The 12,118-nt window shown below is 38.1% G+C and carries 10 protein-coding genes and 2 pseudogenes; 7 read left to right on the forward strand and 5 right to left on the reverse strand.

What is annotated here, in order from left to right:
- The first annotated feature begins 10 nt into the window (after positions 1 to 10).
- The 6 genes and pseudogenes from ispF to rpoS all read left to right on the forward strand — a co-directional run bounded on the left by ispF (position 11) and on the right by rpoS (position 6,026).
- Entirely contained in the window at positions 11 to 523 is a 513-nt protein-coding gene (gene ispF / locus AC01GB_RS07260; protein ID WP_474451259.1) for a 2-C-methyl-D-erythritol 2,4-cyclodiphosphate synthase, read from the forward strand.
- A pseudogene (truD, locus tag AC01GB_RS07265) lies at positions 489 to 1,539 on the forward strand (tRNA pseudouridine(13) synthase TruD). The gene ispF and the pseudogene truD overlap by 35 nt, the downstream one beginning before the upstream one ends.
- An 828-nt stretch (positions 1,540 to 2,367) precedes the next feature.
- A complete protein-coding gene (gene surE / locus AC01GB_RS07270) occupies positions 2,368 to 3,144 on the forward strand; it encodes a 5'/3'-nucleotidase SurE (protein WP_474451260.1) in 777 nt (258 codons plus the stop codon).
- A complete protein-coding gene (locus AC01GB_RS07275; protein WP_474451261.1) occupies positions 3,138 to 3,764 on the forward strand; it encodes a protein-L-isoaspartate(D-aspartate) O-methyltransferase in 627 nt (208 codons plus the stop codon). The genes surE and AC01GB_RS07275 overlap by 7 nt, the downstream gene beginning before the upstream one ends.
- Positions 3,765 to 3,917: 153 nt before the next feature.
- Positions 3,918 to 4,982: a murein hydrolase activator NlpD gene (gene nlpD, locus AC01GB_RS07280; protein WP_474451262.1), complete on the forward strand. Its 1,065-nt coding sequence runs from the start codon at positions 3,918 to 3,920 to the stop codon at positions 4,980 to 4,982.
- 54 nt (positions 4,983 to 5,036) lie between these two features.
- Entirely contained in the window at positions 5,037 to 6,026 is a 990-nt protein-coding gene (gene rpoS, locus AC01GB_RS07285) for an RNA polymerase sigma factor RpoS (protein WP_474451263.1), read from the forward strand.
- A 61-nt stretch (positions 6,027 to 6,087) separates the two neighbouring features.
- On the opposite strand, the gene miaE is transcribed toward rpoS, so the two are convergent.
- The 3 genes from miaE to aac(6') all read right to left on the reverse strand — a co-directional run bounded on the left by miaE (position 6,088) and on the right by aac(6') (position 10,191).
- Entirely contained in the window at positions 6,088 to 6,849 is a 762-nt protein-coding gene (gene miaE, locus AC01GB_RS07290) for a tRNA isopentenyl-2-thiomethyl-A-37 hydroxylase MiaE (RefSeq protein ID WP_474451264.1), read from the reverse strand.
- Between the two features lie 2 nt (positions 6,850 to 6,851).
- Positions 6,852 to 9,413, reverse strand: a complete 2,562-nt coding sequence (gene mutS / locus AC01GB_RS07295; RefSeq protein WP_474451265.1) for a DNA mismatch repair protein MutS — start codon at positions 9,411 to 9,413, stop codon at positions 6,852 to 6,854.
- Positions 9,414 to 9,744: 331 nt separating this feature from the next.
- A complete protein-coding gene (gene aac(6'), locus AC01GB_RS07300; RefSeq protein ID WP_474451266.1) occupies positions 9,745 to 10,191 on the reverse strand; it encodes an aminoglycoside 6'-N-acetyltransferase in 447 nt (148 codons plus the stop codon).
- A gap of 225 nt (positions 10,192 to 10,416) precedes the next feature.
- On the opposite strand from aac(6'), the pseudogene AC01GB_RS07305 reads away from it, so the two are divergent.
- A pseudogene (locus AC01GB_RS07305) lies at positions 10,417 to 10,823 on the forward strand (putative periplasmic lipoprotein).
- Positions 10,824 to 11,112: 289 nt separating this feature from the next.
- On the opposite strand, the gene AC01GB_RS07310 reads toward AC01GB_RS07305, so the two are convergent.
- Positions 11,113 to 11,310, reverse strand: a complete 198-nt coding sequence (locus AC01GB_RS07310) for a hypothetical protein (RefSeq protein ID WP_474451267.1) — start codon at positions 11,308 to 11,310, stop codon at positions 11,113 to 11,115.
- Positions 11,286 to 11,663: a hypothetical protein gene (locus tag AC01GB_RS07315; protein WP_474451269.1), complete on the reverse strand. Its 378-nt coding sequence runs from the start codon at positions 11,661 to 11,663 to the stop codon at positions 11,286 to 11,288. The genes AC01GB_RS07310 and AC01GB_RS07315 overlap by 25 nt, the downstream gene beginning before the upstream one ends.
- Positions 11,664 to 12,118 lie beyond the last annotated feature (455 nt).

The following is a 12,118-nucleotide window of genomic DNA, read 5'->3' on the forward strand; positions in this document are numbered from 1 at the left end:
AGTATCGTTCATGCGGATTGGACATGGATTTGATGTACATAAATTTGGTGGAGATGGCCCAATTACAATGTGTGGAGTGAAAATTCCCTATGAACAAGGATTAATAGCGCATTCCGATGGTGATGTCGCCTTACATGCAGTGACAGATGCTATTCTTGGAGCAGCAGCATTAGGCGATATCGGTAAACTTTTTCCTGATACCGATCCGGCTTTTAAAGATGCCGATAGTCGCGGTTTGTTACGCGAGGGGTATTCGCAAGTGCTGAAAAAAGGATATTGTATTAGTAATCTTGATATCACAATTATTGCTCAAGTACCCAAAATGCTGCCATATATTGCTGATATGCGCAAAAATATAGCAGATGATCTAGATTGCCATATTGATGATGTCAATGTTAAGGCTGCCACGACGGAGAAACTTGGATTTATTGGTAGAAAAGAAGGCATTGCTTGCGCAGCAGTGGTTTTATTAGTAAAGGATAATAGTCATGATGGTGACAGCACCTCAGTGGCTGCGTGGTAAACCAGTAGCAAGCGGAGCAATAAAATTAACGGTTGAAGATTTTATTGTACGTGAAGATCTGGGATTTTCACCTGAAGGTGAGGGTGAACACTTGATGGTGTATGTTAGAAAAAAAGGGCTGTAATACTCTATTTGTAGCCGACCAGTTGGCTCGATTTGTTGGTATTTCTCCACGTAGTGTCAGCTATGCTGGATTAAAAGATAGGCAAGCAGTGACAGAACAGTGGTTTTGTCTTCATTTGTCGGGAAAGGAAGATCCCGATTTTAGCCAGTTTTCACTTGCAGGATGTGAAATTTTGCTAGTGAAACGACAGAAACGTAAATTGCGTATTGGTTCATTAAAAGGCAATGATTTTGAGTTAACTATTGGATATATTAGTGATCAGCAAGCAGTGGAAACACGTTTGCAGCAAATCAGAACATTCGGGGTAGCTAACTATTTTGGTGAGCAGCGCTTTGGTCCAGCGGGTAATAATCTCGTGCAAGCTGAGTGTTGGGCAAAAGGTGAAATTGAAGTTAAGCAGCGTAATAAACGTAGTTTTTATCTTTTTGCCGTTTGGAGTGTTATATTTAATTTTATCGTCAGCGAACGTATGCTTAATAATAAAGTACGTCAGGTAATGGACGGTGATGTTATGCAATTAACCGGTAGTGGCAGTTGGTTCGTTGCTAAGAGTGAAGAGTTATCTCAATTACAACTAAGATTGCAGGCTGGCGAAATTCAAATTACCGCTCCGCTATATGGTGAAAAGGAATTAGGAACTCAATCAGAAGCTAAGCTGTTTGAACAGCAGTGCTTAACTCATTTTTCTGTTTTATTGCCGCTGTTGGAAGCTGAATGAACAAATTTGGTTCGACGAGCAATCATTGTTGTTCCTAGTAATATGCATTGGAAATGGTTAGAGCAGCAAACCTTGAAATTGTCTTTTTCATTACCTAAGGGTAGTTTTGCCACCAGTGTGATACGAGAATTAATTAATCAATCTACTGAAAATATTATTGATATTGCTGAATAGTATTCGGTTAAAAATAATGTTGTTAATGATAAATCTTATTATATAAATATAATAAGATTTAAAATTTAACAATTATGTTGTCAGTTTGTTTTTAAAGGTATTAAACTTTCTTTTGTAATAAGCGCCATTAAGGTAAAATTTTTATTTTGCTATTATCAGTCAGATGTAACCGATTGCTTGCAACTCTTAATTGATAAATGCTGTTATTAACTAAAGTCAAAATAAAAGAGGCTGAAAATAGTTAATCAAATTTGCCCAATAGATTTTAAGATTAAGTGAAAATATTAGAATTCAACCGACAAAATTTTAATAAAAAATTAGCGGTTAATACATTGGGCAGTGTTATTTCTGTTGTTGTAAAAAGTTAACTTGCTTATTTTGTTCGTTATTGACTGGTAGTGTTGATAGTATTTAGTCAACAACTCTTTATACATTTTTAATATTTATTAGAAATTTTTTTTTATTGATTGATGTATTGCTAGTTAGATATTTGGTTAAGATAGTATTTTCATTGGATATTATTTTGGCTTATCTTATTTATGTTATTTAAAAATGATAATTGTAATTAGATATTTTATTATTTTCAGGTAGTTGTTAAAACAAACAAAATTATATTGTTATTTTATTACATTCACATCCACTAATATTAGACCTTCATTTTTCTATCGTAATTTGATGTGTTTTATTGTTACTTAATGATATTCTTGCTGTAATCTATTATTGACGCTATTTTCAACCCATAATCTTTTTTTATCATAGATGATAATAGTTGGATAAAATAGCCTGGTTCTTAATATAACGTTCAATATAAATCAACGGGATACAATAATGCTAAGGATATTGCTAAGTAATGATGATAGTGTAACAGCAACTGGCATCCAAACGCTTGCTACTGCATTACGTCAACATTATTTCGTTCAGGTTGTTGCACCTGATAGAAACCGAAGTGGGGCATCAAACGCGTTAACACTTCATAAACCATTACGAATAGCCAAGTTAGCCAATGGCGACATCTCAGTACAAGGAACGCCAACGGATTGTGTTTATTTAGGCGTTAATCAGCTTATTCGACCCTCTCCTGAAATCGTCGTTTCGGGTATTAATCATGGCCCCAACCTGGGTGATGATGTTATTTATTCAGGTACCGTTGCAGCGGCGACAGAAGGACGTCATCTTGGTTTACCTGCACTTGCGGTTTCATTGAATGGTGAAACACACTTCCAAACAGCAGCAGAAGTAACTTGTCATTTGTTAAAATTATTACAGAAAACGCCATTAAAAGCGGGTAATATTCTTAATATTAATGTTCCTGATATTCCTTTATCGGAAATTAAAGGTTACAAAGTGACACGCTGTGGTAGTCGTCATGCAGCTCAAAAAGTTGATCCATCTATAGATCCAAGGGGCGATACGGTCTATTGGTTAGGGCCAGTTGGAAGAATATCTGATGCTGGTCCAGATACTGATTTTGCTGCAGTAGCGGCGAGTTATGTTTCTATTACGCCATTACAAGTGGATTTAACCGCTTATAAGGATCAGCAAGTTGTTAAAGATTGGTTATTAAAAGCAGAGGCAAGTGAAGCAGAGGCAAGTGAGGAATGCTAAAACGGTCAATGAGAGATTTATTGACACAACTACGCCATCAAGGGATTAAAGATGAAGGTCTATTGGCAGCTATTGCAAAAGTTCCTCGTGAGCGTTTTGTCGATGAAGCACTTTCACATAAAGCTTATGAAAATATTCCTTTACCTATAGGTTTTTCTCAGACTATTTCGCAACCTTATATTGTTGCTCGGATGACAGAATTACTTACGCTTTCTCCTTCGGATCATGTTTTAGAAATAGGCACAGGGTCGGGTTATCAAACAGCCATTTTAGCTCATCTTGTTGCGCGGGTTTTTTCGGTAGAACGGCTCAAGGGGCTACAATGGAATGCTAAACGTAGATTAAAACAACTTGATCTCCATAATATTTCAACCCGTCATGGAGATGGCTGGATGGGATGGGCTTCAAAGGGGCCTTTTGATGGAATCATTGTCACCGCGGCGCCGGCAGAACTCCCACTCGTGTTGTTTGAACAATTGAAAGATGGTGGCCGCATGGTATTACCTGTCGGTGAGAAAAAACAGATGTTAAAAGTCATTAAACGTCAGGGTAATGATTTTCGTGCTACAACGGTAGAGTCAGTGCGATTTGTTCCTTTAATTCCTGGAAGTTTGGCATGAAATAGGTAATATTTTAGCGATAGATAATTTAAGGTTTTATTAATCTCTGCTTTAATAAGCATAATAATTTATTATTTAGCTATTGCGATAAATTGTCGCTCATGACTTACATTATCGATTTTTATTCAAGATTTATTTCACGGGAGAAGAAGTATGAATTTTAACAGCCCAAAATTTACGATTCGATGGGCAACTATCTGTATAATAACAGGCACAATGTTAATAGGGTGCTCGACACCATATCATCCAGCAGCGCCAATTAGTAGTGTCCAAGATAGTAGCCGCCCAATTGATACTTATCCTGCTGTCAATACATCATCAAAAAATACGCCAATACCCTCTTCTCCTAAAAATATTTCTGTTAGTAATCAAAATAATAGTATAAACAAGCCGGTATATCAGCCAGTGATACCAGCACCTAAGACTAACACCGATGGCCGAATAATTTATAACCGAAATTATGATAATATCCAAAAAGGAAGCTATAGTGGTAACACCTATACAGTTAAACGAGGTGATACGCTGTTTTATATTGCTTGGATAACAGGCAATGATTATCGTGATTTGGCGCAACGTAATAAAATTGCAGAACCTTATAGTTTAAATATTGGGCAAGTACTTAATATTGGTAGTAGTTCTACCGACTCAGAAATGGTAGTTGCTAATCGTACTCCGAATACTAACAATACAAATGTTGATTCTCAGTCAACTAATGCGTATGCTTCATCTGTCAGTGAGCAAAATTCAGGAAAGATGTTACCGAGAGCATCCAAGCCTCTAATACCTTCTACGCCGCCTGCAACAACAGCATCTTCGGGCTTAAATAGTAACAGCGTAGTCAATACAGTAGGTAAGTGGCGCTGGCCGGCCGAAGGGAAAGTGATTGAATCTTTCTCTGATGTAAAGGGCGGAAATAAAGGTGTTGATATTGCCGGATCGCGCGGTCAACCTGTTTTTGCAACTACAGCAGGAAAAGTGGTTTATTCTGGAAATGCATTACGTGGATATGGAAATCTTATAATAATAAAACATAACGATGACTATCTGAGTGCCTATGCTCACAATGATACTATATTAGTGCGTGATCAACAGGAGGTTCAGGCAGGGCAAAAGATTGCCACTATGGGTAGCACCGGTACAAGTTCGGTAAGATTACATTTTGAAATTCGTTACAAGGGAAAATCAGTAAACCCGTTGCGTTATCTTTCGCAACGATAGCTTGGACAGATTGTTTGTCAATGCTGTCTGCATTATCAAGGGTAGGAGTGACTGATGAGCCAAAATTCGCTAAAAGTTAACGAGTTATATGACGATTTAGACGAAACTAGCATGGATGCGGAAGCTTTCGATGAAAGCTTGCTAAAAGAAGAGGACTTAAATCTAGAGCAAGATGATGATTCAGATTTATTTCAGAATATTAATCAACGTGTTCTAGATGCAACTCAGCTTTATCTTGGTGAGATTGGATATTCACCTCTTCTGACAGCGGAAGAAGAAGTATTTTATGCGAGGCGCGCTTTACGTGGTGATGCAGCATCACGTCAGCGTATGATTGAGAGTAATTTACGTTTGGTTGTAAAAATTTCTCGTCGCTATAGTAATCGTGGTCTTGCCCTACTGGATCTGATTGAAGAAGGCAATCTTGGATTAATTCGGGCGGTTGAAAAATTTGATCCAGAAAAGGGTTTTCGTTTTTCAACTTATGCAACATGGTGGATCCGCCAAACTATTGAACGAGCAATTATGAATCAGACGCGAACTATCCGCTTACCGATTCATATCGTTAAAGAGTTAAATGTTTATTTGCGTATTGCAAGAGAATTGGCTCAGAAACTTGATCATGAGCCAAGCGCCGAAGAAATTGCAGAACGCTTAGACAAACCGGTGGATGATGTTAGCCGGATGTTGCGGCTAAATGAGCGGATCTCTTCTGTTGATACTCCAATCGGTGGTGATTCAGATAAAGCGTTACTTGATGTGTTATCTGATGATAATGATTCAGGGCCAGAAGGAACTATCCAAGCTAACAATATGAAAGAAAGTATTGTTAAATGGCTGTTTGAACTTAATGCAAAACAGCGTGAAGTATTAGCACGCCGCTTTGGTTTATTAGGTTATGAATCGGAAACGTTAGAAGAGGTAGGGCGAGAGATTGGTCTTACTAGAGAACGTGTTCGTCAGATACAGGTTGAAGGTTTGCGCCGATTAAAAGATATTTTGCATAATCAAGGTCTTAGTATGGAATCTTTATTTAAGACCTAATATCTTTCCAATATTGTTAATATTAATAAGGTGGGAGGAAAACCCACCTTTTTGTTTGACATCAGGCGGGAACGCCACTATGAAATTTAAAATCGCTATCCGGCCTTTCGATCAATTCAGCCTCGATGTTAGCAAAATATTCGATCCGCTGCTGAATATTTTCGCTAGAAATAGCTTGTGCTAAAACTAAATAATCTTGATAGTGGCGAAATTCTGATCTGAGTAGTGAAATATAGAATTTAGCTAAGGGTGTTTCAAGATGAGGAGCGAGTTTAGCAAAACGGTCACAAGATCGCGCTTCGATATAAGCGCCAATGATCAGTTTATCAATTAATGTGTTCGGTTCATGATGGCTAACATGACTAAATAAGCCCTTAGCATAACGACCGGCACTGATAGTTTGATATTTGATATCTCTTTCCGTCATGATTTCCAGCACTTGATAAAAATGGTGGAGTTCTTCTTTAATTAATAACACCATTTTATCAATCAGAGATTGGCTATAGCTTGTGTTTTTCTTTCCTCGGATCGATTTGGATAACTGATTTTTTCCTTTAAGCGTATCAATATTGCCAATTTTCTTATAAGCAAAATCTTCGAAAGGTTGTAACCATTGTAAGAGTGTATCACTGCTTTGTTCATCAACGGCATATTTTCGCAACAGTAGCATAGCACTTTGCGCGGCTTTTAGTTCACACAACAGGTGATCGCATAAAATAATCGCTAAGTTTTCTGACTGACTCGCTTTGTCTATCCACGCTTGCGGTGTTTTGCAGGCTAAAAAATGGTGAATTGGATCAAGTAATTTTGCATCATATAACATAACTATTTCACCATTTCTTTTAACCAATAAATCAATTCTAGCGCTTGACGAGGTGTTAATGTATCAGGATTTAACTTTTCGAGAGTTTCAATGGCTGGTGAAACCGTCTTTTCCACTACTTTTGCTAGTTGTGAATTATCAATAGATTTATTTGCTGGCAGCGTGGAGAGGGTTTCTAGTTCGATTAATTTCTGTTTTGCTCGTTGAATAACCTTGGCGGGGACACCCGCCAATGAAGCCACCGCTAAGCCATAGCTTTTACTGGCAGCACCTTCTTGAACGTTATGCATAAACGCAATCGTGTCGTCATGCTCTATTGCATCCAGATGAATATTAACCGCACCTTCCTGCTTATCTGCCAAATTGGTTAATTCAAAATAATGCGTAGCAAATAAAGTCATAGCTTTAATCTGGCTAACCAGATTTTCCGCACAAGCCCAGGCAAGTGAAAGGCCATCATAGGTTGAGGTACCGCGACCAATTTCATCCATTAATACCAGACTTTGTTCTGTCGAATTATGGAGGATATTAGCGGTTTCTATCATTTCCACCATAAAAGTTGACCGACCGGCAGCAAGATCATCCGACGCACCAACCCGAGTGAAGATCCGATCAATCGAGCCAATAATCGCTTTTTCGGCTGGCACAAAGCTACCTATATAAGCAAGCAGTGTAATTAAGGCTACTTGACGCATATAAGTACTTTTACCGCCCATGTTGGGGCCAGTAATAATTAATAACCGGCGTTGTGGCGACAGATCCAGTGGGTTAGAAATAAATGGCTCACTAAGTACCTGCTCAACGACTGGATGGCGTCCAGCAACAATTTCTATGCCAGGTTTCTGATTTAATATTGGGCAGCGATAGTCCAAAGTCTCGGCGCGCTCTGCCAAATTATTGAGTACATCTAATTCCGCTAACGCTTCGGCGCTAGTTTGCAATGCTGATAAATGGGGTAATAACAGATCAAACAGTTCTTCATAAAGCTTTTTCTCAATTGCTAATGCTTTACTTTTAGAAGTTAGCACCTTGTCTTCATATTCTTTCAACTCAGGGATAATATACCGTTCGGCATTTTTTAGGGTTTGGCGACGAACATAATGGATAGGTACCAGATGACTTTGTCCACGACTGACTTGCAGGTAATAGCCATGCACCGCATTAAAGCCGACTTTTAGGCTATCAATGCCTAATTTCTCTTTTTCCCGCAATTCAAGTTTTTCCAAATAATCACTGGCACCATCCGCCAATGCACGCCATTCATCAAGTTCGCTATGATATCCGGTTGCGATCACTCCTCCGTCTCGCATTAACACCGGTGGTGTGTCAACAATCGCTTCTTCCAATAGTGTTTGCAGTGATGCAAAGGAGCTAATGCGTGACTGTAAGTTTTTCAAATAGGGAAATTCAATCTTATCTAATATCGCGTGAATATCGGCAAATTGTTGGAAAGCATGACGCATGCGAACCAGATCCCGAGGCCGGGCTGAACGGAGTGCTAAACGAGCAAGTATCCGTTCTAAGTCACCAATTTGGCGTAGAAAAGGTTGTAATTCGAAATGATAAGATTGGAGTCCGGCTATCGCTTGTTGGCGATTGAATAATTTATTTAGATTGCGCAACGGACTATGTAGCCAACGTTTTAGCATCCGGCTACCCATCGGCGTTACGCACTGATCCAGTATCGCAGCTACCGTATTCTCGCTACCACCTGATAAATTTTGTGTCAATTCAAGATTACGACGCGTAGCGGCATCAAGGATAATGGTCTCTTTTTGTTGCTCCATGGTAATACTATGGATATGGGGCAATGCTGTACGTTGGGTATCTTTAACATATTGCAGTAAGCAACCCGCTGCGCGCAATGCTAATGTCGCCTTTTCAACACCAAAACCCATCAGATCCTGGGTACCAAATTGTAGATTCAATTGTTGTCTAGCGGTGTTTAATTCGAACTCCCATAATGGGCGCCGACGTAGTCCTTTATTATTTTCAAATAGTGCAACATCGACAAAATTCTCTGGATAGAGCAGTTCTGCCGGTCGGGTACGTTGTAATTCAGCGCTGATGGTGTTGATATCAGCCATTTCACTGATAATAAAACGACCGGAAGTGATATCTAAAGTGGCATAGCCATAACCATTATCTTCTTGCCAAATCGCTGCTAATAGATTGTCCTGACGCTCTTGTAGTAATGCTTCATCAGTAACGGTTCCCGGCGTTACGATGCGAACAACTTTACGTTCGACGGGGCCTTTGCTGGTGGCGGGATCACCGATTTGTTCACAGATAGCAACCGACTCATCTAACTGAACTAATTTGGCTAAATAACTCTCTACGGCATGATGAGGTATGCCAGCCATCGGAATGGGTTGGCCGGCCGATTGCCCACGCTTAGTTAATGAAATATCAAGTAATTGGGCTGCTTTTTTAGCATCATCAAAGAATAATTCATAAAAATCACCCATCCGATAAAATAACAAAATATCAGCATGTTGTGCCTTAAGGCGTAAATATTGCTGCATCATTGGGGTATGGGAAGCGAAGTTTTGGGAATTAGTCATAGTTTTTATTTTTTAACTCTTTGAGTTGTAATATTGCCGGTAAGACTTGCTTGCTGAATGCTATTTTAATTAAACTCGAACAATTTGCTGTGTAAGGGATTGGTTTTAAAATAGACTGTCTGCTTGTTAGCAAAATCTAGCCACTTATGAAAAATTTTCTTCACTATACTATGGATAAGCAATAATCAGAAGTCATGGTGATGAAAAAATAGTACTCACAAAATTAGCCCCATAAAGGTTCTATGGCAAATTTATTGACTACATTGCGAGCGGAGTGAAGAAAACAGATGTAACTGTTATTTGGTTGTTTGCGTCATAGCAGTGATAATAGCTATCTGATAAGCTCTTTACGAAAACAGATAACGCGTTCTGTTTCATCAAAGCCCCAATTTTGATGGGCTTCATGTGATAGTTTATTGTCAATTTCGGCATCGGAACAGAGTTCTTCAAATCCCTTTGCAATCAGATCGGTGGTTATTTTATTGATCAATGCCTGACCAATACCTTGTTGACGGTATGCAGGCTTAACCCAGATACCTTCCAGAAAGGGAACCGGTTGTTTGGTGCAGCCGTTGGTATATTCCCGTAGGCAAATTTCGGCAAAACCGACTGTCTGATGGTTTAACATAGCGATATATCCTGCATTTTGCTTACTACTTAGCATTTTATCTATGTTACTAAGATGGGCATCATGGGCATGTCGATCCCATAGTTGCAGACGCATAGTTGCCCAAACCGTACGGTCATTTTTCTCCATCCTTCTAATCATTATTGACATACCGTTTCCTTTTTTAACAGCGATAAAATTATTTTTTAGTTGGATAAAAGTTACGCCGAATTTAAACAGCTTTATTGGTTCCTTATTTTATAACAATATTATTTAATCGCGATATATGGCTAAATCAAATTGGTTTTATTGGGGCTATAAAATAAATAACCTCATATTTATTTTACACCTTGTTTTAGTTAAAATTATTTAACTTTACCTATCACAGGGATGATAATGAAAAAATTAGTTTTAGCTTTAATTGCAATGGGAATGATGAGTGGTTGTGCAACGATAGTGGGTGAAAAAACTCAGCGTATACAGATTAATAGCAATCCGTCTGGCGCTGAATTTTCCGTCAAAGATGAAAAGGGATCAATCATTGCTCAAGGAAAAACACCTCAGGGAATTACATTAGAAAAATCTGAGGGTGGTTATTTTGGTAAAAAAGTTATGAAATTACTTTGACAAAGGAAGGATTAAAACCGGTTACCTTACCGTTAAAAGCGAGTGCTAATGGATGGTATGTTGCTGGTAATTTTTTCTTTGGTGGATTAATAGGTTGGTTAATTGTTGACCCATTTAATGGTGGTATGTATACACGTCGTCCAGAAAAAATTGATGCTACTTTATCGCAAATATAATTTTAGCTAGTATGTATGAAATAATTATCGTTATTTTTATTAATAATTAAGCTCCGTAGGGGCTTATTTTACTTTCACAGAATTGTTTTAATTAATCGTATTAACGAACGGCATAAAGTGTTTTTTAAACTATTGTTGTTTATTTATTACAAACGCTATTTCTCTGCTATTAAGATTTATTGGTTTGTCGCATTAATCATTATTACATTTTTTATTTCTAACTAGCCGAGGAGTCTATTTATTGTTGAGCAAAATTAATTTCTATTAATGCGACAAAACCAGTTAATTTTTAGGCCAACTTTTGATAACGAGCAAAAAAAGCGTGGGCGTCTTTAGCATTAGCGTTCGATAAATTATCATCGATAATTTTGTCGGCATAATAAGCGGTAAAACGTCCACATTCGTTACCATTAAGCAGGGCTTGATGTCCAAGATGCTCGCTAGTGACGGCAAAATCTTTGTCTAAACCAAGCTCCTTTTCTGCCAATAACTGTTGGTTAAATGTCCTGCGCCATTATAAAAAGTATCAAGCAGCGGGCCTTTTGAATCATGGATTTTAGCCGATTGAATTTTACCTGCATGCATATCGACTTCTAGTAAGACAAAATGGCCTCGAGTACTACTGCAGAATTTATTGCTTTGGGCGATCGGTACTAAGACTTTGACTTGCTCGTGGGGATAGGTTTTTTTAATTTCATTCAGTGTCTGTGCAGCAGTACGGCCACCGGATAATAGATCCTGCATTGGATTAGGGTTAGTTAAATCATGGCAAGCAGAAGAGACAATATAAGTTATACCGTCCTTTTGCTTGCCAGCCATTTGTTGGGTTGAAGATATCATTTAAGGCAGAATTTAGTTTTGAGCAACTTAATTTCTCACCGAAAGTGCCAGTTAAATAATTGAAAAAATTACGCATCCAGGAACAAAAAACGGAATTTGCTGGCGAGGGTGGCTTGCCAAACTCAGCTGATAAGCTGTGACCAGCAGTAGAGATATTACCCCAATGACCCGTTGGATGGGGATTTGGGTGACTGTTTGAAATATATGGCATAATTTTAAATCCTTAATTAGCAACAGAATTATTATTTCATCTTAACGCTATTTCAAAGCATCAGTGACTTGTCTATTGGCTTAGATAAGTTTGAGTTTCTACAATAATTTTTCCAATAAAATTTATTTATTACTATCAGTGTTAAACCTTATTATTGTGAATTTCTTTTATCATTTATCGCTTCCGCCACTGTTGCATTTAGATTGCTGAATACTAAAAATGATTGGCTATTTTGTTAATGAGA

The sequence above is a fragment of the Candidatus Arsenophonus phytopathogenicus genome (assembly GCF_056113345.1).

Excerpts from the sequence above, each read along its gene's own strand:
- ispF (WP_474451259.1), top strand. The coding sequence starts at position 11 with ATGCGGATTGGACATGGATTTGATGTACATAAATTTGGTGGAGATGGC.
- surE (WP_474451260.1), top strand. The coding sequence starts at position 2,368 with ATGCTAAGGATATTGCTAAGTAATGATGATAGTGTAACAGCAACTGGC.
- AC01GB_RS07275 (WP_474451261.1), top strand. The coding sequence starts at position 3,138 with ATGCTAAAACGGTCAATGAGAGATTTATTGACACAACTACGCCATCAA.
- nlpD (WP_474451262.1), top strand. The coding sequence starts at position 3,918 with ATGAATTTTAACAGCCCAAAATTTACGATTCGATGGGCAACTATCTGT.
- rpoS (WP_474451263.1), top strand. The coding sequence starts at position 5,037 with ATGAGCCAAAATTCGCTAAAAGTTAACGAGTTATATGACGATTTAGAC.
- miaE (WP_474451264.1), bottom strand. The coding sequence starts at position 6,849 with ATGTTATATGATGCAAAATTACTTGATCCAATTCACCATTTTTTAGCC.
- mutS (WP_474451265.1), bottom strand. The coding sequence starts at position 9,413 with ATGACTAATTCCCAAAACTTCGCTTCCCATACCCCAATGATGCAGCAA.
- AC01GB_RS07315 (WP_474451269.1), bottom strand. The coding sequence starts at position 11,663 with ATGATATCTTCAACCCAACAAATGGCTGGCAAGCAAAAGGACGGTATA.